Raw genomic sequence first — 20,973 nt, forward strand, 5'->3', positions numbered from 1 at the left:
CGTGGCCGAGCAGCACACCCCGCGTTCCCTGATCGTGTCCCTGTACGGCGCGTACGGGCGGACGCCCGACAACGCCCCGCTGCCGGTGGCCGAGCTGATCCGGCTGCTGGCGGTGCTGGGCGTGGACGCGCCGTCCGTGCGCTCCTCCGTCTCACGGCTCAAGCGCCGCGGGCTGCTGGAGCCGTGCCGTACGCCGGACGGGTCCGCCGGGTACGCCCTTTCGGACGACGCCCGGCAGCTCCTGGACGACGGTGACCGCCGGATCTACGCGGCGGGCGAGCCGCACGAGGACGACGGCTGGGTCCTCGCCGTCTTCTCGGTGCCCGAGGTCGAGCGGCACAAGCGGCACCTGCTGCGTTCCCGCCTGGGGCGTCTGGGCTTCGGGACGGCGGCTCCGGGCGTGTGGATCGCGCCCGCCGCACTGTACGAGGAGACCCGGCACACCCTCCAGCGGCTCCAGCTGGACCCGTACGTGGACCTGTTCCGCGGCGAGCACCTGGGCTTCGCGGCGACGGCGGAGGCGGTGGGCCGGTGGTGGGACCTGGCGGCGATCGCCAAGCTGTACGAGGAGTTCCTGGACCTCCACGAGCCGGGCTTGCGCGCCTGGTCGACCCGCGAGCCGTCGCCCGAGGAGGCGTACCGGGACTACCTGCTCGCCCTGGACTCCTGGCGCCGTCTGCCGTACGCCGACCCCGGCCTGCCGGCCGCGCTGCTCCCGGCGGGCTGGCCGGGTGGCAGGGCGGCGGCGGTCTTCGGCGGGCTGCACGGACTGCTGCGGGACAAGGGCGAGGCGTTCGTCAGGAGCGCGGAGCCGGCGTGAGCAGGGGCGCCGACGCGAGCCGGGGCGCCGGCGTCAGGAGCGGGGCGCCAGGCTGAGGCGCGGCTTGGGCGCGTCCGTGCGGCCCGTGGGCGGCTTGCGGCTGCCCGCGCGGTACGGGAGAGGCCACGGGGCACCGGGGCCGTCGTAGCCCTGGTCGGCCGCCGCGTGGAGGGTCCAGTGCGGGTCGTAGAGGTGCGGGCGGGCCAGGGCGCACAGGTCGGCGCGGCCGGCCAGCAGCAGGGAGTTGACGTCGTCCCAGGACGAGATCGCGCCGACCGCGATGACGGGGACCTTCAGCGCGTTGCGGATCTTGTCGGCGTACGGGGTCTGGTACGAGCGGCCGTACTCGGGGCGCTCGTCGGGCACGACCTGGCCGGTGGAGACGTCGATGGCGTCGGCGCCGTGCCGCACGAAGGCGCGGGCGATCTCGACGGCCTCCTCGGCGGTGGTGCCGCCGGGCGCCCAGTCGGTGGCGGAGATGCGTACGGTCATGGGCCGCTCGCCGGGCCAGGCGGCCCGTACCGCGTCGAACACCTCCAGCGGGAAGCGGAGCCGGCCGGCCAGCGAGCCGCCGTAGGCGTCGGTGCGGCGGTTGGTGAGCGGGGAGAGGAACCCGGACAGCAGGTAGCCGTGGGCGCAGTGCAGCTCCAGCAGGTCGAAGCCGGCGCGGGCGGCGCGCCGGGCGGCCGCCGCGAACTGTTCCCTTATGTCGGTGAGGGCGGCCCGGTGCAGTTCGTACGGGACCTGGTTGACACCCGGGCGGTACGGGATCGGGGAGGCGGCGACCAGCGGCCAGTTGCCGGAGTCGAGGGGCTGGTCGATGCCCTCCCACATGAGCTTGGTGGAGCCCTTGCGGCCGGAGTGGCCGAGCTGGACGCCGATGGCGGTGCCCGGGGACTGCTGGTGGACGAAGTCGGTGACGCGGCGCCAGGCGGCGGCCTGACCGGGGGTCCACAGCCCGGCGCAGCCGGGGGTGATCCGGCCCTCGGGGCTGACGCAGACCATCTCGGTCATGACGAGCCCGGCGCCGCCGAGCGCGCGGGCGCCGAGGTGGACGAGGTGGAAGTCGCCGGGGACGCCGTCCACGGCCGAGTACATGTCCATGGGTGAGACGACGATCCGGTTGCGCAGGGTCAGGCCGCGCAGCCGGAACGGGGTGAACATCGGCGGGGTGCCGGGCGGGCAGCCGAAGTCGCGTTCGACGGTGTCGGTGAAGCGCGGGTCGCGCAGCCGCAGGTTGTCGTGGGTGACGCGGCGGCTGCGGGTGAGGAGGTTGAACGCGAACTGGCGGGGCGGCTGGTCCAGGTAGTCCGCGAGGTCCTCGAACCAGCGGAGGCTGGCGGCGGCCGCGCGCTGGGTGGACTCGACGACGGGGCGGCGTTCGGCCTCGTACGCCGTGAGCGCCCGCTCCAGGTCGGGTTGCTCCTCGACGCAGGCGGCGAGCGCGAGGGCGTCCTCGACGGCGAGTTTGGTGCCGGAGCCGATGGAGAAGTGCGCGGTGTGGGCGGCGTCGCCGAGGAGCACGGTGGTGCCGTGCGACCAGCGCTCGTTGACGACGGTACGGAAGGCGGTCCAGGACGAGTTGTTGGAGGCGAGCTGCCGGCCCTGGAGCGCGTCGGCGAAGATCTTGGCGCAGCGGGCGATGGACTCCTGCTCGTCCAGCTCGTCGAACCCGGCCGCCCGCCACACCTCCTCCCGCATCTCGACGATGACGGTGGAGGCGTCCGCCGCGTACGGATAGCCGTGCAGCTGCATCACACCGTGCTCGGTCTCGGCGATCTCGAAACGGAAGGCGTCGAAGGCGAAGTCGGCGGCGAGCCAGATGTAGCGGCAGCGGTGGGTGGTGAGGTGGGGCGCGAAGACGTCGGCGTGCGCCTCACGGGTCCTGCTGTGTACGCCGTCGGCGGCGACGACCAGGTCGTACGCGGCGGCCAGCTCGGCGGCGGGCGGCGCCTCGGTACGGAAGCGGAGGCGTACGCCGAGGTCGGCGCAGCGCTCGTGGAGGATCTCCAGGAGCCGGCGGCGGCCGAGGGCGGCGAAGCCGTGGCCGCCGGAGGTGAGGGTGCGGCCGCGGTGGACGATGTCGATGTCGTCCCAGCGGACGAACTCCGCCTGGAGCGCGGCGTACACGGCGGGGTCGGCGTGCTCGATGCCGCCGAGGGTCTCGTCGGAGAGGACGACACCGAAGCCGAAGGTGTCGTCGGGGGCGTTCCGCTCCCAGACGGTGATGTCACGGGCGGGGTCGAGGCGCTTGAGCAGCGCGGCGGCGTACAGCCCGCCGGGGCCGCCGCCGATGACGGCGACGCGCAGGGGACGCGGACGTGAGGGTCCCATGGCCGGTCACCGCCCCTGCCACTTGGGCGGCCGCTTCTCGGTGAAGGCGGCATGGAACTCGGCGTAGTCCTCGCCGTTCATGAGGAGGGCCTGGGTGGCGGCGTCCAGTTCGACGGAGGCGGCGAGCGGCATGTCGAGCTCGGCCGTCAGCAGCGCCTTGGTCTGCGCGTACGCGAGGGCGGGGCCGTCGGCGAGCAGACGGGCGAGCTCGGCGGCGCGGGCGTCGGCGCCGCCTTCCTCGGTCAGCTCGCTGATCAGGCCGATGCGCTCGGCCTCGGGGGCGCGGACGGGTTCGCCGAGCATCAGCAGCCGGGTGGCGTGCCCGAGGCCGACGACGCGTGGGAGGAGGTAGGCGGCGCCCATGTCGCCGCCCGAGAGGCCGACCTTGGTGAAGAGGAACGCGAACCGGGCGGAGGGGTCGGCGACCCGGAAGTCGGCGGCCAGCGCGAGGACCGCGCCGGCGCCCGCCGCGACCCCGTGGACGGCGGCGATCACGGGGAAGGGCGCCTCGCGCAGCGCCCGGACGACCTGGCCGGTCATGCGGTTGAAGTCGAGGAGCTGGGCGGTGTCCATGGCGAGGGTGGCGCCGATGATGTCGTCCACGTCGCCGCCGGAGCAGAAGCCTCGGCCCTCGCCCGCGAGGACCAGGGCGCGGACGGCGCGTTCCCGGGACAGCTCGGCGAGCAGGTCGCGGAGGTCGGCGTAGGCGCCGAAGGTGAGCGCGTTGAGCTTGGCGGGGCGGGCGAGGGTGACGGTGGCGACGCCGTCGTCGACGGCCAGCCGTACGTGCTGCCACTCCTCGGTGCGGGGCGCGGAGCTGGAGAACGGGCTCATGAGGTGCGGCCTCCCTCGGTCTGCCTCGATCTGCCCCGGTCCACCTGGGCAGATACCTGCTCCTCGAAGCTATCACTTGTACGTGACTTCCGTCACGCAGGCGCGATACGCTGACCGGTGACCTTGCCACAGCTGTCCGTAACCGGCGACGGTCCTGTATCAGCTGTGGCACATGTCTCCCCATGGATGGGCGGGGGCCTCTGGTGTCGCTGCTCGCCCTTCGTAAGGTGAGGACAGGACCTCACAGGTCTCTGCCGTCTCTCCTGTCTCTACCGTCTCGCCGCTTTTTGTTGTGCCCCGCTCCCCCCTTCCCTTCTCCCGAACGGAACCGGCTTCACCGAACGGACCCCGCCTTGCTCGAAGCATCCGGCCCCTCCTCCTGGCGCGTCGCGCTGCCGCACACGACGGCCGCGGTGCCCATCGCCCGCGCCCTGATACGGACGGCGCTCGCGGATCTGGACGCGTCGGCCTACCGGGACACCGCCGAGCTGCTGACGGCCGAGCTGGTGGCGAACGCCGTGGAGCACACCGCCGGCAAGGGGCCGATCGAGCTGGTGGTACGGCTGCTGCCGAGCGGCTGCCAGGTCGAGGTCCACGACCGTGACCCCGCGCCGCCGGGCGACCTGGCGCCGGAACACGACACTCCGCCCGATCCGTGGCAGGAGCACGGGCGGGGCCTGCTGCTGATCCGTACCCTCAGCGCGGCATGCGGCCACCGGCGTACCGACCGGGGCAAGGCCGTCTGGTTCACACTCCCGGGGCTGCAGGCCCCGTGACCGGGCCGGTGGGCGCGGCGAGCCGCGAGTTGCGGCGCCCGTGCAGCGCGTACACCGGCGCGCCCACGACCAGGAAGAGCGGGCGTATCGCTATATCGCTATGCCGTCGCGTCCGCGAGCGTGGCCACCATGACGGCCTTGATGGTGTGCATCCGGTTCTCGGCCTCGTCGAAGACGACCGAGTGCTCGGACTCGAAGACCTCGTCGGTGACCTCCAGCTCGGTCAGGCCATGGCGCTCGTGAATCTCGCGGCCGACGGCGGTGCCGAGGTCATGGAAGGCGGGCAGGCAGTGCAGGAACTTGACCCGCGGGTTTCCGGTCGCGCGCAGGACGTCCATGGTCACGGCGTACGGGGCGAGGGCGGCGATGCGCTCGTCCCAGACCTCCTGGGGCTCCCCCATGGAGACCCAGACGTCGGTGGCGACGAAGTCGGCCCCCTGGACGCCCTCGGCGACGTCCTCGGTGAGCGTGACGCGGGCGCCGCTGGTCTCGGCGAGCTCGCGGGCGCGGGCGACGATGCCGTCGGCCGGCCAGTACGCCTTGGGCGCCACGATCCGCACGTCCATACCCAGCAGCGCCCCGGTGATCAGGTAGGAGTTGCCCATGTTGTAGCGGCCGTCGCCGAGGTAGGCGAAGGCGACGCTCTCCAGCGGCTTGTCGGTGTGCTCGGTCATCGTGAGCGCGTCGGCGAGCATCTGGGTGGGGTGCCAGTCGTCGGTGAGGCCGTTGTAGACGGGCACGCCCGCGTGGGCGGCGAGTTCCTCCACGGTGGCCTGGGCGTCGCCCCGGAACTCGATCGCGTCGAACATCCGGCCGAGGACGCGGGCGGTATCCTTGGCGGACTCCTTCTTGCCGATGTGGGAGCCGGCCGGGTCGATGTACGTGGTGGAGGCGCCCTGGTCGGCCGCGGCGACCTCGAACGAGCAGCGCGTACGGGTCGACGACTTCTCGAAGATCAGCGCGATGTTCCTGCCACGCAGCCGCTGGACCTCGGTGCCGGCCTTCTTGGCCGCCTTGAGTTCGGCGGCCAGATCGAGCAAGCTGCGGAACTCCTCGGCGGTGAAGTCCAGCTCCTTGAGGAAGTGGCGGCCGGTGAGGTCGGTGGCCATGGGTGCTCCTGGGTTCCGAATACGGGGACCATGGAAGTCTATACGAGACCTCACATTTCTATACGGAGCCGGGGGCCCGCCGGAGGCCGGGGGTCCGCCGGGAGGGTGACCTAGCCGGGGTCGGCGTCCCGGACGACCGGGCAGCTCATACAGCGTGGGCCGCCCCTGCCCCGGCCCAGCTCACTGCCCGGGATCTCTATCACCTCGATGCCCTCCTTGCGCAGATGCGTGTTGGTGGTGACATTGCGCTCGTACGCGACGACGACGCCCGGCTCCACCGCCAGCACATTGCACCCGTCGTCCCACTGCTCGCGCTCCGCCGCGTGCACGTCCTGCGTCGCGGTCAGCACCCGGATCGCGGGCAGACCCAGCGCCGAGGCGATCGCGCTGTGCATGTGCTGGGGCGGGTGATCGGTGACCTTCAGCGCGCGGCGGCCGTCGCCGGGTTCGATCGTGTACGAGCGGAGCATGCCGAGCCCGGCGTACTGGGTGAACGTGTCGTGCGCGACCATCGTCATGACCGTGTCCAGGTGCATGAACGCCCGGCTCTTCGGCATGTCCAGCGCCACGATCGTATGCGCCGAACCGGCCGCGAACATGCCGCGGGCCAGCATCTCCACCGCCTGCGGTGTGGTGCGCTCGCTCATCCCGATCAGCACCGCGCCATTGCCGATGACCAGGACGTCGCCGCCCTCGATGGTGGACGGGTAGTCGTCCTGCCCCTCCGACCAGTGGTGGAAGGAGCCCGCCTCGGGTCCGGTGAACAGCGGGTGGTGCTTGTAGATCGCCTCGAAGTGGACGGTCTCGCGCTGCCGGGCGGGCCAGCGCATGGCGTTGATGGAGACGCCGTCGTAGATCCAGGCCGATGTGTCGCGGGTGAAGAGGTGGTTCGGCAGCGGCGGCAGCAGGAAGTCGTCCAGGTCCATCACATGGAAGCGTACGGACGTCGGCTCGGCGTGACCGGCCAGGAAGTCACGTTTCGTCATCCCGCCGATCAGCGCCTCGACGAGCGCGCCCGTCTCCATGCCGTCGAACACCGCCCTTATGTGGTCCGTCGCGAGCGGCCCGTACTCCTTCTCGTCGAAGACCCGGTCCAGGACGAGTTTCCGCGCCGCCGGGATGTCCAGTGCCTCGCGCAGCAGGTCCCCGACGAGGTGCACCTCCACGCCCCGGTCGCGCAGCACATCGGCGAACCCGTCGTGCTCCTGCCGCGCCCGCCGCACCCACAGCACGTCGTCGAAGAGCAGCGCGTCCTTGTTGCTGGGTGTCAGCCGCTTCAGCTCCAGATCGGGCCGGTGCAGGATGACGCGGCGAAGCCGCCCGGTCTCGGAATCGACATGGAATCCCATGCCTCCATCCTCACCGCGTGAGCCCCGCTTCACCCGCGAACAGCCGGAGATCCCTCGGGCACCGCCGGCTGCCGCACGGCCGCCCGGGGCGGCGCCGCGCCCGTGCGGGGTGACTGGACGAAGCCGTCCCGGGCGCCGGGGCGACAGCGCCCCGGCCGCCGCGGGGGCCGGGGGTGGGCCGGGGGTGGGCCGCGCGCAGGCGCGCGCAGGCGCGCGGCGCCGTCCGGTACGTACCGGACGGCGCCGGCGGCGCGCCCCCCGCGGGGGCGTCAGAGGCGGGGGTCGACCGGCTCCGATTCCAGGGCCAGGACGGCGAAGACCGCCTCGTGGACGCGCCACAACGGTTCGCCGTCGGCCAGGCGGGCGAGGGCCTCCAGACCGAGGGCGTACTCGCGCAGCGCGAGGGACCGCTTGTGGCCGAGGTGGCGCTCACGCAGCCGGGCCAGGTTCTCCGGGCGCGTGTACTCCGGGCCGTAGATGATCCGCAGGTACTCCCGCCCGCGCACCTTGATGCCCGGCTGGACCAGCCGGCCCTTCCCGTCGCGTACGAGGGCCTGGAGCGGCTTGACGACCATGCCCTCGCCGCCCGCGCCCGTCAGCTCCAGCCACCAGTCGACGCCCGCCCGGACCGACGCGTCGTCCCCGGTGTCCACGACGAGCCGGCGCGTGACCTGGAGCAGGCCGGTCGGGTCGTGCTCCACCAGCCGGTCGAGCCATGCGAGCTGCTCGTCGTGCGGGACGCCCGCGAGCGAGCGCCCCCGCCCCGCGAGGATCTGGAACGGCGCGAACCGCACCCCGTCCAGCCCCTCCGTGTCCCAGCAGTAGCGCCGGTACGCCTCGGTGAACGCCGCCGCGTCCGCCGCCCGCTCCCGCTGCTTGCCCAGCAGCCCGGCCACGTCCACGCCCCGGCCCACCGCCGCCTCCAGCGCCGCGACCGCGCCGGGGAACACCGCGCCCGAGGCGGCGCCGACCGCCGCGTACTGGCTGCGCAGCAGACCGGCCGCCTTGAGCGACCACGGCATCAGCTCGCCGTCCAGCAGCAGCCAGTCCGTCTCCAGCTCGTCCCAGAGCCCGGCCGCGCCGATCGCCGTGCGCAGCCGGTCCAGGACCTGCTCCGTACGGGAATCGTCGTCGAAGAACGGCCGCCCGGTGCGGGTGTGCAGCGCACCCGTCGGACCGTCCACCCCGAACCGTTCCCGCGCCGCGTCCGCGTCCCGGCACACCAGCGCCACCGCCCGCGAACCCATGTGCTTCTCCTCGCACACCACCCGCTCGACACCGTCGGAGCGGTACTGCGCGAACGCCTCCGCCGGGTGCTCCAGGAAGCCTTCCTCCTTGGACGTGGCCGTGGGCGCCATCGTCGGCGGCAGGTACGCCAGCAGCCGCGGGTCCACCGCGAACCGGCTCATGACCTCCAGCGCGGCCGCCGCGTTCTCCTCGCGTACGCCGACGTTCCCGGCGTACCGGGTCTCCACGACCCGCCGCCCGTGCACGTCCGCCAGGTCCAGCGGCCTGCCCTCGTGCCCACCGGGTGCCTCGGCGGCGAGCGGCCTGACCGGCTCGTACCAGACTTTCTCGGCGGGTACGTCGACGAGTTCGCGCTCGGGCCAGCGCAGCGCGGTCATCTTCCCGCCGAACACCGCGCCGGTGTCGAGGCAGATGGTGTTGTTGATCCAGGAGGTGTTGGGCACGGGCGTGTGGCCGTACACCACCGCCGCGCGGCCTCGGTAGTCCTCCGCCCACGGGTAGCGCACCGGCAGCCCGAACTCGTCGGTCTCGCCGGTCGTGTCGCCGTACAGCGCGTGCGAACGCACCCGGCCCGAGGTGCGGCCGTGGTACTTCTCCGGCAGCCCCGCGTGGCAGACGACGAGCCGGCCCTCGTCGAGGACGTAGTGGCTGACGAGCCCGTCGATGAACTCCCGCACCCGCGTACGGAACTCCTCGCTCTCCTTCTCCAACTGCTCGATGGTCTCGGCGAGGCCGTGCGTCCGCTGGACCTTACGGCCCGCCAGCCAGCGCCCGAGCTTGTTCTCGTGGTTGCCGGGAACGCACAGCGCGTCGCCCGACGCGACCATGCCCATGACGCGGCGCAGGACGCCGGGACTGTCCGGGCCCCGGTCGACGAGGTCGCCGACGAACACCGCCGTACGGCCGTCGGGGTGTACGCCGTCCTCGTACCCGAGCTTGGTGAGCAGCGTCTCCAGCTCGGAGCTGCACCCGTGGATGTCACCGATGATGTCGAAGGGGCCAGTGAGGTGGCGGAGGTCGTTGAACCGCTTCTCCAGCACGACCTCGGCGGTCTCCGCCTCCTCCACACTCCTCAGGACGTGCACCTTGCGGAAGCCCTCGCGCTCCAGGCCGCGCAGCGAACGGCGCAGCTCGCGGCGGTGGCGCTGGATGACGTGGCGGGGCAGTCCGGCCCGGTCGGGCCGGGCGGCGTTGCGCTCGGCGCAGACGTCCTCGGGCATGTCGAGGACGATCGCGATGGGCAGGACGTCGTGCTCGCGGGCCAGCCGCACCAGCTGCCGGCGGCTCTCCTGCTGCACGCTGGTCGCGTTCCCTGTCAAGTCCTTCTGTTCAATTTTCTCTGAACTAGCTGTTGCGAGACAGGACGTTGTTGACGGGGCCTCATGTCTGATTGCCGGCGAGAACTGTGCTGAGCGCGACGGTGGCGTCGAGAAGGGCACGGGAGCGAGCCTCGATGTTCGCGTCTCGGGCCGCCAGCGCGGCTCCGACGTCTTCCGATCGGTGCCCGCGCCGCAAGCCCGGTATCAAGGCCCGGAGCGAGTCGATGCGATAACCCGCACTGCGTAGCTGATGCACAATTCGGGCGTCCCGAGTTTGGGCCGGTGAGTATCGTCGCGTTCGTCGTGGGGAGACCCGGTCAGGAACAGCAAGCCCCTCGGCGTCCCAGTGCCGCAACGTCGATGGTCGCACTCCGAGCGCGGCGGCAAGTTCGGAGACGCTCATCGAATCCGATAGGCGTACGTCTTCGATCGGCTCGGCCGAGATCGCCGCAGCAGCCTCCTTGGCGAGTCTGAGGTCCTTACGCTCCCGGTCGAGTCGGGCGTGCGCCGCGTCGAGGAGTGCAAGTACCTCCGACGTCGGACACTCATGCACAGCACGAACGATCCGCTTGGCCTCAACAGGGCCCACGCCGACGGCGAGAGCTCTGTAGGCCAGCGCGGACTGTAGGTGAATCTCCCCGTAGATCCGGTAGCCCGCAGCTGTACGCGTCGCCGGCGGCAGGACACCGTCGCGTTCGAGATTGCGGACCTGTTGAACGGAGTACCCAGCGCGTCGCGCGACATCGACTGTGCGCATGGTCGATGACTTGAGAGTTGACACCCGCCGTTCCTCTGCCTTTCCGGCTCAAAGTCTCCACAAGCACCTTAATGAAACGCTTGAGCACATGACCATCGACGAGATCATCAACTTCGTAGAAGACCTTGATGGAGTCCTGGCCACCAGGCCGGGACCCGACGACGGCTCACCTGAGATCAGCTGGGGGGACACGTTTTTCTACTACGCGCCTGATGGCGTCATGCCGAAAGCTTCTCAACCGTTCGCGACGATCGTGACGAAGAACTACCCGGGCGACGAGAGGTCGCGCCTAGACCGCCCTGACACGTTCCGCGTCAATATCGCCGCTGGGAAGGAATCCTTCATCAACTGGACCGGCCACGCGCCGCGCGAACCAGCCATCGACGACGACCCGAGCGTCACCGATGCCGTGATTGCGCACCCCGTCTATGGCTCCGTTGGCTGGCTCGCCGTGGTGAATCCGGGCCAGCGGACCCATGCGGCAGTCCGAGAACTGCTCGGTAATGCCCACCACCTCGCACGTTCGCGCTATGAACGACGAGCGGGCTCAACGACGAGCTGATAGGGGCAGCGACTGCGGAAACAGACCCCGTCCTGGTTGAGCTCGGGTCCTGCAACGCCAGACCTTCAGGTCGTCGATCGGGGGAACGGGACGACGTTGTCGGAGACAGGTGCGCGTTCTGCTTGCCTGTCACTGTCATGAGTGAGAACAGCGCTGGCGAGCGCGAGCCTGGTCACCTGCTGTCGGAGCTCCTCGATCTCGGCTCTCTGATTGGCGATGGTCTTCTTGAGCTTGGTGACGGTGTCCCGGAGTCGTTTCTCGGCCTCCGGGACTTGGTGGGTCTCGGCGCGGACGCGTTCGTAGAACTTGTTCTTCAGGTCGACGTGCCGTTTGAGGAGAGCCATGCGGTGGACGCCGGCCTCGGCCGCGAGAGCAACGACGGTGAGGCTTCCGTTGGAAGCGGTGGCCTGTCCGGTCAGGAGTCGTTCCATGGCTTCGCGGATGCGGTTGCGTTCGTCCTGGTGCTGTTGGTTCATGTGAGGGCCTCGGCAGGGTGCGCGGTGCTGTCGTGGGTGTGGGCGGTCTCCCGGAGCCGGTTGGCGTTGGTCCGCAGACGTTTGCTGACCGGGCCGGGGGCGTGGGCAGCGAGCTGGTCGAGTTCGTCGGCGCGTTCGCGGAGCAGGCGGGCGTGGGTGTCGGTGCGGACGGTGTTTCCGCAGCCAGGTCGGCAGTCGTACTGCCTTGGGGCGGTCGCGCCGGACTCTGGCTCACACAGAGCGTTGTCGTGCTTGAAGGCGCAGATCAGGAGCGCGTCGGGGTTGTCGTAGAGCACGATGCCGTCGCGGGCGAGAAACGCGCTGGCCTTCCTGGCGAAGGTGCGGGGGACCATGCGGCCCTCGAAGCGAGGGGTATGGGCGGCGGCAGTCAGGGCTCGGCGGGCTGCGGGCCCGGACACCTTCTCGCCGGCGGCGACGCGGTCACGGAGCCGGGCAGCGGTGTCGGCGGCGGCGAGGGCCGTTTCGACGTCGAGGATTGTGTGGATGCCGCGACGGCTGCGGGCGCCGTAGCCGCTGGAGGTGCGGGCATCGAGGACGGTGCGCATGTGCCCGTACTGGATGGCGAGGGCGACCAGTCCCCCCGGGCGCCGGGCGATATGCCAGGCCAGCGACCTTCTGAACCGGCCCAGTCCGATCGCGCCGTGAGGGTCCTCGGGGATGATCTGGTCGGACAGGTCCTGCGTCTCGGCCTCTCGGTTCACCCAGTTCACAAAGGACTCGATGCGCAGGGTCAGGGTGGACTTCTTCAGCGCCCCTGCGTGGCCGTGGCGGGAGCGGAACTCGTGGTGGGCGGTACTGAGGAGGAGCTCTCCCTCGGGGACCATGCGCTCCAGCACGCGGATGGCGTGAACCACCGGTGTGATCGCGACCCAGGGCACTTGGCGGACTTCACCGGCGGAGATGTGGTTGCCGTCGTCGTCGGTGACGTTCTTGTAGTGGTGGCTGTGGATCAGGTGCCGTCCCTCGGTGCCGTCGGTGGCGGGTTCGGGGTCGGGACAGCATCCGGAACGCAGCCCCTGCACCTCCTGGGGGCGCATCCCGGTCAGGTAGAGCAGGATGATCGTCGCTGCCGTACCCAGGTGTCGCATCAGATCGGCGGCCTCGTTGAAGTCCACGTGCTCGCGCCATGGTTTGCCGTTGATCTTCCCGGTGACCGGCACCCGCAGCGGGCATGGCCCTGGCCGCGATGCGGCGATCTCTGCGAGGCCGTGTTGCTTGACGAACCTGGAAACCTGACCGCGGTTGGAGCCGGTGAGAGCGGCGATGTAGGTGGTGGCCACCTGGATCTCGCGCTTTTCTGAGTTGGCCGGCAGCGGGTGGCCAGCCCGTGCCATGGGCAGCAGCCACTCCTCCATCGCGGCCCATCCGGCCGGCGCGGCCTTCGTGGCGGCGGCAACGGCGATCAGGCGGCGGCGTTCGGCCCCGGCCGCAAGGATGTCGTCGGCGAAGTCGTCGACGAACCGGATGGCCCAGGTCAGCAGCGGACCGAGCACCAGAGGGTCCAGCGGCTCTGTCGCGTTCTCCCCGCCGGCGGCCGTGCCGGCTGCGGGAAGGAAATCGTCGACTCCTTCGGTCTCCCACGGAGGCCGAGTGATGCCCGAAGGACGGGCGCTGAGCTGGTCGAACGCCCACAGGTTCGCCAGACGGACGCAGATTATCGCCGCGGTGTCGCGGGACACCTGGTGCAGACGCTCACTCGCATACGCCCGCCACTCCGTCTCGGTGCAGGCACCCAGGCTGGTGATCTGGCGCTCGTGCAGCCAGCGGGCGAGCCGCATCCATTCCAGGCAGGTGGAAAGCCTCTCCGGGCCTCCCGACCGGGATCGCGCCTGGACGCCGCGGGTTTGGAGGTAGGTGGGCCTCAGCTGGCCGTTGATCATGGTCCAGGCAGCCAGTTTCACCTGGTCACGCAGGGGTTCCGGGCAGTTTTTCCAGTGGAGCTTGACCAGGCCGGTGCCGGGGTTGTCGATGAGCGGGGCCATGGACCAAATGGCTTCCTGGTAGCGGGAGTTCGGGTGCGTGTTGCCGGGACTGATCCACTCGGGCAGCACCACGGGGCTGGCCGGGGCGGGCATGGCCAGGACGTACGTGTCGATCTCTGCAGCGGCGCCGACAGCGGTCATGGAGTGAGTTCTCCTTTCACCATGAGGTGGACCAGGGTGCGGTCCTCGTCGTTCACGTGGGCGAGCGCCGCGTTCCAGGCCGCCGGGCCGACCTTGTCGCGCAGGTCCTCAAGGCGGAGTGCGTGCTCGTTCCACCGCTCGTGCCAGGAGCGGTCAGGCAGGACGGATCGAAGGCTGTGCAGTTTCTGGTGCAGGTGGGCGAGCCGGGGGTGATGGCCGGGGTGGACACGGGCGTTGGGGCAGGCCAGGCAGAGCAGGAAGTCCGCCCCGCAGCCGCCCTGCGCGTCGGGCCAGGGGCTGGCCGTCTCATCCGCGCAGTCCGCGGTCACGGTCTGCTCGTGGCCAGGGTCCGGGGCGTCGGCAATGTCTCCGGCGAACACCACGGCCCGGGCCTGTTCGAGGGCCTCGCGGGCACCGGCCTCGAAGACGCTCTGTGAGGCGCGCTGAACATGCTCGTCGGGCAGCACGTAGATGCTGTGGTGGGTGCCCTGCGTGTGCTGAAGGGGGCGGCCTTCCCGCGTCACCGTTGTCCTGCGGGTCCGCTGGAACGGAGCTCCGCCCAGTCCGTGCGTGATCGCCCAGAGCTGGGCGTCGCCGTTGCCGATCCCGAAGGACAACGGGCCCACCGGGCGAGGCCGTTCCGTGCGCTGGTGCCGCCGCTTGGGGTAGTGCATGCGCGCGACCATCAAGAAGTCGGTGCCGGGCGCCAGCCGGGCGGCCAGAGCACGACCGTGCGCGGTGGCCTCCAGTGCCTGAGTGATCAGTCTGCCAGCGGAGTCGGCCCCGGAATCGGTGGCATTTTCCGTGGAGAACCACCAGCCTCCGCCCTGCCTCCGCTTTTCGACCTGAACCTGGTAGGTCACCGTGGTCCTCGTTCCGGCCGACGGGGCCCTGGTCGGGGCTAGGATCCGGTCGTAGACCGACAGATTCCAGCCGAACCGGTCGGTCAACAGCACGGCCAGCGCTGTGAGTTCGGAACGGGACAGAAACAGCCTGCCCCATGTCTGCTCCGGGCTGGTGCCGCCCAAGAGGCGACGGTTCTTCACGCTCTCCGTGCCACTCGGCGCGACCGTGTGCGGGACGTAGCCGGTGTCCGCGAGGTGGTCGAGGACCTGACCGAGGCGCCAGTCACGGCTGTCCTCCGCCAGGTCACCGGCGCGCCAGCGCTCCAACAGACGTGTGTTCTCGCGAATCCGCAGCAGAGCGGTCCGGAACTGCCGCTGTGCCGCCAGCAGCACCCGCTCCCGCTCCTCCTTCCCGTAGGACTGCTTGATCGGCACCGCCTTGGGAATGCGCCGGGCCAGTTCCTCTCCCACCGGCCCGGCGGCCAGCCGCGGATCCGCCCTCAGCAGCGGCCGGACCTGACGCAGCACGTTCTTGCCGCTGTTGGTACCGATGTGCTTCGCGCGCCAGCGTTTGAGCATGGCAGCGGTCAGATCCCCCAGATCTTCCGGAGGACGCTCCAGTTCGGAGATGAAGCGCGCGAACGCCTTCACCGTGATCCAGGAGGCTCGCGCGGTCTCATGGCTGTTCCAGCCTGCGGACCGCACCGCGAACACCGTCGCCAGCGACCGCTGCATGGGCTCGGCGACCGGCAGCTCGGCGAAGTCGAACGTCATCTCGTATCCCGCCTTGTTGACGACTGTCACCACGAGCTCGTCGGGAGCCAGCGGCGGCTCGGTGCGGTGATCGGCCGGCGGCAGGACGGCCCGCCGTCCCCGCCCGGTCACCGGGCCGCCTCAAGGACGGCGTCGATGTCCTGGATGCCCTGCGACTCCCGGGCCAGCCTGGCGAAGACATCGTCCAGGTCCTCGACCTGCTGTTCCTCATCGTCGGCGGGCTCGGCCGCGGCCAGGATCGACTCCAGTTGCAGGTGCGCGACCGGCGCAAGGTAGTGCCGTTTCGTCACCTCCACATCCGCGTGCCCCAGGAGGGTCTTCACCAGCCACCACGGATCGCCGAACAGCAGGGCGAAGTCCCGCCGGTCCGCGGCGGTGAGTCCGTAGCGGGTCTCCATCAGCTGGTTCAGCAGGACCAGCATGTAGAGGGCCATTGAGTGGCGCGCGGCATGCGGTGTCGCGTACGGACTCTTGCCGCGTACCTCTGCCAGCCGGAAGTCTCGCTCGACCTGCCGCTCTTCCGCAGTAAGCAGGACTTCCTCACAGCGCAGGTTCGCCGCCCTGAACACGCCGTTCCACCGGTCCGGGGCCATCGGCAGGCCCTGCTCAGTCAGCCACAACCACGCCGGCTCCGGCCCGTCCGGGCCCTCCAGGAACAGCCACTGCCGCTCGCGCCAGTCCAGGCGGCTGAGTTCCTGACCGCCGACGACGCCGTCAGAGGCCACCCACTCGATCTTCGGTTTCAGGCCCCGTGTCACCTTTGTGACCAGCCGCATCATGGGCAGCCGCTCGTAGCGGCCTTCCGCCTGGGCGCGTTGCACCGCCCACGCGCGCTCCGACTCGGCATAGGCCTCGACTTGGCCGATCACGTCCACCGACGCGTAGAAGACCCGGCTCTGCTTCGACCGGGTGACCGCCGCGGCGACGTGACCATGGCAGTAGCGGCCGAATCGCAGGCGCTGGCTGGGCAGTTCGAAGGTGAGCAATGAACCGCCCTCCTGCCGCCGCAGGCCGGAGCTGAGCAGTAGCTGGACGAAGCTGGTGTTGCGCAGCTCCGTCCGAGACTCCCACCCCGCCGCCTGCACGCCGGTACGGCTGTGGCCGCGCAGCCCGATGTCCGACCACAAGCCCCAGGTCCGCGGCGTCAGCCACATCACGCGCGAGCTCACCGAGTCTGCGGCCCGATCCTCGCGCCGCACGATGTCCACCGGCAGCGGGGACACCTTCGCCCACCGGAACAGCTTGGTGAACGCGGCCGACTCCCGGTTCCATTTCGTCCCACCGATCCGGCGCGGATTCTCCGGAGCCCGGCATCTCCAGTGCCGATAGTCCGCCAAGTCCTGCCGCGTCGCCCGCCTCCACGGAACTCCCCGCGAGGACAGAAAGGTCAGAAGCGGCCGGATATCCGTCGCGTAATTCCGCTTGGTCTCCCGCTCCAGATTCCTGAATTCGGCGGAGCGGACGAAATCCAGCAGATCCCGGTCCACCGTGCCATCCGGCGCCACGAACACCGGATCGCCCGGCCGAAGGCCCATCCGGGCGACCGCCGCAGGCAGGTCCTGTACCCCCAGGACACCGTCAGTCGGCAGCGCCCCCCAACGGTCCGCATCCGGCACTCGCACCACATACCACTCGCTCAACTACCGCCTCCCCTGACGCTTGAACACATCCAATCATCAGGGAAGTGGCGTCGACGACGGTCAGCCGGCCGGCGGCGAGGCGCTTGCCGACGATGTAGTGGAGGACGTCGAAGGCGTCGCCGCTCGCGCCCTGGTCGTTCTCGTCGTCGGCGACGAGCCCGCGGCAGAAGTCGGAGGAGATGACCTCGGTGGGCTTGAAGTGCTTGCGCGCGAAGGTCGACTTGCCGGAGCCGGTGGCGCCGATGAGCACGACGAGGGACAGGTCGGTGACCGGCAGCCTGCGGGCCCTGGTGGTGATGGTCTCGGTCATGCGGCCTTCTCCTCGTCTGCGGTGGCCAGGGTGAACACGGCCATCTGCGTGGGCGGCCCGACCTCCGGGTCGTCCGGGCCGACGGGTACGAACGCCACGCCGTATCCGTGCCGTTCGCCCACGCCCCGCGCCCAGGTGCGGAACTCCTCGCGCGTCCACTCGAACCGGTGGTCCCCGTGGCGCACGTGCCCGGCCGGGAGCGTCTCCCAGCGGACGTTGTACTCGACGTTCGGTGTCGTCACGATCACGGTCGTGGGCCGCGCCGAACCGAACACCGCGTACTCCAGGGCGGGCAGCCGCGGTAGGTCCAGGTGCTCGATGACCTCGCTGAGGACGGCCGCGTCGTAGCCGGTGAGCCGCTTGTCGGTGTACGTGAGCGAGCCCTGGAGCAGGTTCACGCGCCCGGCCTGCCGCTCCCCCATGCGCTCCAGGCGCAGCCGCCGCGCGGCCACGGTCAGCGCGCGTACGGACACGTCGACGCCCACGATGTCGGTGAACCGGACGTCCTTGAGCAGCGCCTGCACCAGCTGGCCCTGGCCGCAGCCCAGGTCGAGCACCTTGCTCGCGCCGGCCGCGCGCAGTGCCCGGAGGATCGCCTCGCGCCGCTGCTCGGCGAGCGGCACGGGCTTCTCGTCGGTGTCGGTGGTCTCGTCGACGGCGTTGTCCACGTCCTCGACGTCCAGGTCGTCGGCCTCGGCGAGCCGGACCAGCTCCAGGCGCTCCATCGCCTGGCGGGTCAGGCCCCAGCGGCGCGACAGGTAGCGGCTGGTGATCAGCTTGTGCTCGGGGTGGCCGGCCAGCCAGCCCTCGCCGGCCCGGAGCAGCTTGTCGACCTCGTCGGGCGCCACCCAGTAGTGCTTGGCGTCGTCGAGGACCGGCAGCAGGACGTACAGGTGCCGCAGCGCGTCGGCGAGCCGCAGCTCGCCCTCCAGCACCAGCCGTACGTAGCGTGAGTCGCCCCACTGCGGGAACCGCTCGTCCAGCGCCACCGGCTCGGCGGCGACCGACGTCCAGCCCAGCGGGCCGAACAGCGCGCGGACGAGGTCGGCGCCGCCGCGCGCGGGCAGCGCGGGGATTTCGATCCGCAGCGGCAGCGGCTCGTCCGCCCGGCCGGGCAGCGCCTGGCACACGCCGCGCAGCGCGCTCTTGAAGACGGTGCTCAGCGCGACGGACATCAGCGACGAGGCGGCGTACGGCCGGTCGTTGACGTACTGGGCGAGCGCCGAGTCGGGCGCCCCGCCCCGGCCCTTGCCCTTGCCGCGCCGGACCAGCGCGACGGGGTCCACCTCGAGCAGCAGCGCCGCCGTGCAGCGCTCGGCGGACGCCTCTGGGTAGAAGACGTGCGCCGTGCCGTGCGAGGTGGAGAACGCCTGCGCCTTGTCGGGATGCTTGTGCAGCAGGAAACCGAGGTCGGTGGCGGGGCGCTTCGGGCTACCGGTCGTACTGATCGTCAGGAACACATGTCCGAGTATCGCCCGGTGCGCACCGCCCGACCATGGGTTTTCCAGGTTGCGATTGCTCAGCTGAGCTGGGACATGACCTGCGAGGAGATCAGTTCCAGGTGGTCGAGGTCGTCCAGGTCCAGGACCTGGAGGTAGATCCGGGACGCGCCGAGGGCTCCGTACCGGCCGATCTTGTCGACGACTTCGGCGGGCGAGCCGGCGAGGCCGTTCGCCTTGAGTTCCTCCACCTCCCGTCCGATGGCCGCGGCGCGGCGGGCCACCTCGGCGTCGTCCTTGCCCACGCAGACGATCAGCGCGTTCGAGTACACGAGGTCGTCGGCCTTGCGCCCGGCCTCCTCCGCGGCGGCCCGCACCCGGCCGAACTGCCGCTCGCTGTCCTCGAGGGAGGCGAACGGGATGTTGAACTCGTCGGCGTACCGCGCGGCCAGCCGGGGTGTGCGCGTCGCCCCGTGCCCGCCGATCAGGATGGGCACCTTGGTCTGGGCGGGCTTGGGCAGCGCGGGTGAGTCGGTGAGCTGGTAGTGCCTCCCGTCGTACGAGAACGTCCTTCCGGTCTCGGTGCCCCACAGGCCGGTGACGATCGCCAGCTGCTCCTCCAGGCGGGCGAACTTCTCCTTGGGGAAGGGGATGCCGTACGCCTTGTGCTCCTCCTCGAACCAGCCGGCGCCCAGCCCGAGTTCGACCCGGCCGCCGGACATCTGGTCGACCTGCGCGACCTGGATGGCCAGCACGCCGGGCAGCCGGAACGTCCCGGCGGTCATCAGCGTGCCGAGCCGGATCCGCTTGGTCTCCCGGGCGAGCCCGGCCAGGGTGATCCAGGCGTCCGTGGGGCCGGGCAGCCCGTCGACGGATCCCATGCGGAGGTAATGGTCGGAGCGGAAGAAGGCGTCAAAACCGAGGTCCTCGGTGGCCTTCGCCACGGTGAGCAGGGTGTCGTAGCTTGCCCCTTGCTGGGGCTCCGTGAAGATTCGAAGATCCATACCTCCATCCTGCACCGTCGGACGACCGTCAACCTCCCCTTCCCGGCCGGGTGAACCTGATCGAACCGGCGACCCCGCGTGTCGCCGCCAGTGACCCGCGGCCCGTACGCGTCGTTGGCTCGGGCGGAGCCGGACCGCCCGGCCCGCGCGCCGGCGGCGGATGTCGGCGCGTCGTTCTCTCTTGCCGCCCTCCTTCGTCGGGGAGGGCCTGGGCCGAGGAGGCCGCCATGTCCCAGGAAGCCGTGCCCGAGCGGACCGCGCCGGAGCACCCCAAGGGCCTGCTGCAGCAGATGGAGGAGTTGATGGCGGCGCTGACCGCCGACCTGTCCCAGCTCGACGCCGACCTGCAGTCCTCGGCCGACCGCCTCCCCTCCCCCGACTGCTCTTCCGGGACGCCCCCGACCCCGGACACCGGCCCCACCAACCTCTGACCTGTACCGGGGCCCCTGTCTGCCGCCGGGCCACCCCCGGCGGCGGTCCCACGGCCCGGGCGGCTCGGCGCCCGAGGGCCCGCACCGGCGCCGGCCCGGCGCCTACACCATTCCGCACCAGCCCGCGTACGAGGACACCCGCCCGGCACCATCGCGCTCAGCAACCCGCCCCGCACCGCCGTCGGCTGGGCGCCGAGACCCTGGGGCTCGGCGGCCGCGCCTGGCACGGGGCGCAGCGCAACAGGCCCTGGCGCGACCGTCGGCGGGCGTGGCCGGGCCGGGGGTCAGGAGGAGCCCGCCGCCGAGTCGGCGGGGTCGGGGGGTCTGGCGCGCTCGCGGACGGCGAGGCGGCGGAGCATGACGCGCACCCGGTCGCCGGCCTCGTCCGCCGCGTCGATCGCCTCGATGCACTGCCAGTACAGCCCCTCCTCGTCCGTGGCGCACGCGACACCGACGAGCGCGATGCCCACCTCGCCGAGCAGCGCGCCCAGGCCCAGTAACGCGCCCCGTACATTCGCTATCTCCGTGAGCCGCAGTGCCCGCGCGGGGTGGTCCGGCCCCGATCCGCCGCGGCTGCCGATCTCGCTGAGGCCTCGCGCCTCGCCCCTCAGCTCCGGCGGGCCGGACAGCGCCAGGTGGTTGCCGATCGCCTGCGCGAGCATTTGTGCCTGCCAGGCCTCCGCCACGATGTCCAGCGCCACCCGGCTGTCCGCCAGGGCGCGCCGGCCGGTCAGGATGAGCCGCTCCGCATCCATGTACGCCGCCCCCGTTCGTACGACTGTCCGCCCATCTGTTCACTACC

The 20,973-nt window shown here is 71.1% G+C and carries 17 protein-coding genes and 1 pseudogene; 4 read left to right on the forward strand and 14 right to left on the reverse strand.

Annotated features, from left to right (window positions below):
- Position 1 precedes the first annotated feature (1 nt).
- Positions 2–820 carry a PaaX family transcriptional regulator gene (locus AMK26_RS15605; protein WP_073755223.1) on the forward strand — a complete coding sequence of 273 codons (819 nt, stop codon included), beginning with the start codon at positions 2–4 and terminating at the stop codon, positions 818–820.
- A 33-nt stretch (positions 821–853) separates the two neighbouring features.
- Here the strand turns inward: AMK26_RS15605 and AMK26_RS15610 are convergent, their stop codons facing one another.
- Together AMK26_RS15610 and AMK26_RS15615 are read right to left on the reverse strand one after the other, a co-directional pair.
- A complete protein-coding gene (locus tag AMK26_RS15610) occupies positions 854–3,154 on the reverse strand; it encodes a bifunctional salicylyl-CoA 5-hydroxylase/oxidoreductase (protein ID WP_073755224.1) in 2,301 nt (766 codons plus the stop codon).
- 6 nt (positions 3,155–3,160) lie between these two features.
- Positions 3,161–3,988, reverse strand: a complete 828-nt coding sequence (locus AMK26_RS15615) for an enoyl-CoA hydratase family protein (RefSeq protein WP_073755225.1) — start codon at positions 3,986–3,988, stop codon at positions 3,161–3,163.
- A gap of 353 nt (positions 3,989–4,341) precedes the next feature.
- Between AMK26_RS15615 and AMK26_RS15620 the strand changes: the two genes are divergently transcribed.
- On the forward strand, positions 4,342–4,764 hold the full coding sequence (locus AMK26_RS15620; RefSeq protein WP_073755226.1) for an ATP-binding protein: 423 nt from the start codon (positions 4,342–4,344) through the stop codon (positions 4,762–4,764).
- A gap of 98 nt (positions 4,765–4,862) precedes the next feature.
- On the opposite strand, the gene argF is transcribed toward AMK26_RS15620, so the two are convergent.
- The 4 genes from argF to AMK26_RS15640 all read right to left on the reverse strand — a co-directional run bounded on the left by argF (position 4,863) and on the right by AMK26_RS15640 (position 10,570).
- On the reverse strand, positions 4,863–5,873 hold the full coding sequence (argF, locus tag AMK26_RS15625) for an ornithine carbamoyltransferase (RefSeq protein ID WP_073755227.1): 1,011 nt from the start codon (positions 5,871–5,873) through the stop codon (positions 4,863–4,865).
- A gap of 110 nt (positions 5,874–5,983) precedes the next feature.
- A complete protein-coding gene (locus AMK26_RS15630) occupies positions 5,984–7,222 on the reverse strand; it encodes an arginine deiminase (protein ID WP_073755228.1) in 1,239 nt (412 codons plus the stop codon).
- A gap of 269 nt (positions 7,223–7,491) precedes the next feature.
- On the reverse strand, positions 7,492–9,909 hold the full coding sequence (locus AMK26_RS15635) for a polynucleotide kinase-phosphatase (protein WP_079277603.1): 2,418 nt from the start codon (positions 9,907–9,909) through the stop codon (positions 7,492–7,494).
- Positions 9,851–10,570 carry a MerR family transcriptional regulator gene (locus AMK26_RS15640; protein WP_073755229.1) on the reverse strand — a complete coding sequence of 240 codons (720 nt, stop codon included), beginning with the start codon at positions 10,568–10,570 and terminating at the stop codon, positions 9,851–9,853. Before AMK26_RS15640 ends, AMK26_RS15635 begins: the two co-directional genes overlap by 59 nt.
- A 64-nt stretch (positions 10,571–10,634) precedes the next feature.
- On the opposite strand from AMK26_RS15640, the gene AMK26_RS15645 reads away from it, so the two are divergent.
- Positions 10,635–11,108: a DUF6194 family protein gene (locus AMK26_RS15645; RefSeq protein ID WP_073755230.1), complete on the forward strand. Its 474-nt coding sequence runs from the start codon at positions 10,635–10,637 to the stop codon at positions 11,106–11,108.
- A 65-nt stretch (positions 11,109–11,173) separates the two neighbouring features.
- Here the strand turns inward: AMK26_RS15645 and AMK26_RS15650 are convergent, their stop codons facing one another.
- From AMK26_RS15650 to AMK26_RS15680, 7 genes and pseudogenes are all read right to left on the reverse strand, one after another.
- Positions 11,174–11,584, reverse strand: coding sequence for a hypothetical protein (locus tag AMK26_RS15650; protein ID WP_073755231.1), 411 nt, complete (start codon positions 11,582–11,584; stop codon positions 11,174–11,176).
- A complete protein-coding gene (locus tag AMK26_RS15655) occupies positions 11,581–13,728 on the reverse strand; it encodes an integrase (RefSeq protein WP_073755232.1) in 2,148 nt (715 codons plus the stop codon). Before AMK26_RS15655 ends, AMK26_RS15650 begins: the two co-directional genes overlap by 4 nt.
- The gene (locus AMK26_RS15660; RefSeq protein ID WP_338015577.1) at positions 13,725–15,347 is read right to left on the reverse strand and encodes a hypothetical protein; all 1,623 of its coding nucleotides are present in this window, start codon (positions 15,345–15,347) and stop codon (positions 13,725–13,727) included. The genes AMK26_RS15655 and AMK26_RS15660 overlap by 4 nt, the downstream gene beginning before the upstream one ends.
- A 107-nt stretch (positions 15,348–15,454) precedes the next feature.
- Positions 15,455–16,987 (reverse strand): site-specific integrase, encoded by a 1,533-nt coding sequence (locus AMK26_RS15665; RefSeq protein WP_073755234.1) that lies wholly within the window; start codon positions 16,985–16,987, stop codon positions 15,455–15,457.
- A 37-nt stretch (positions 16,988–17,024) separates the two neighbouring features.
- A pseudogene (locus AMK26_RS15670) lies at positions 17,025–17,297 on the reverse strand (AAA family ATPase); the annotation flags it as partial.
- Positions 17,294–18,757, reverse strand: coding sequence for a 3' terminal RNA ribose 2'-O-methyltransferase Hen1 (locus AMK26_RS15675; RefSeq protein ID WP_073755235.1), 1,464 nt, complete (start codon positions 18,755–18,757; stop codon positions 17,294–17,296). The gene AMK26_RS15675 and the pseudogene AMK26_RS15670, both read right to left, overlap by 4 nt.
- Positions 18,758–18,816: 59 nt before the next feature.
- Complete coding sequence (locus AMK26_RS15680; RefSeq protein ID WP_073755236.1) at positions 18,817–19,740, reverse strand: LLM class F420-dependent oxidoreductase; 924 nt, start codon at positions 19,738–19,740, stop codon at positions 18,817–18,819.
- 227 nt (positions 19,741–19,967) lie between these two features.
- Here AMK26_RS15680 and AMK26_RS15685 point away from each other — a divergent pair, with 227 nt between their 5' ends.
- Entirely contained in the window at positions 19,968–20,171 is a 204-nt protein-coding gene (locus tag AMK26_RS15685) for a hypothetical protein (protein ID WP_073755237.1), read from the forward strand.
- 284 nt (positions 20,172–20,455) lie between these two features.
- On the opposite strand, the gene AMK26_RS15690 is transcribed toward AMK26_RS15685, so the two are convergent.
- The gene (locus AMK26_RS15690; RefSeq protein ID WP_073755238.1) at positions 20,456–20,926 is read right to left on the reverse strand and encodes a DUF6099 family protein; all 471 of its coding nucleotides are present in this window, start codon (positions 20,924–20,926) and stop codon (positions 20,456–20,458) included.
- Positions 20,927–20,973 lie beyond the last annotated feature (47 nt).

The organism is Streptomyces sp. CB03234 (genome assembly GCF_001905885.1).
Lineage (GTDB): Bacteria > Actinomycetota > Actinomycetes > Streptomycetales > Streptomycetaceae > Streptomyces.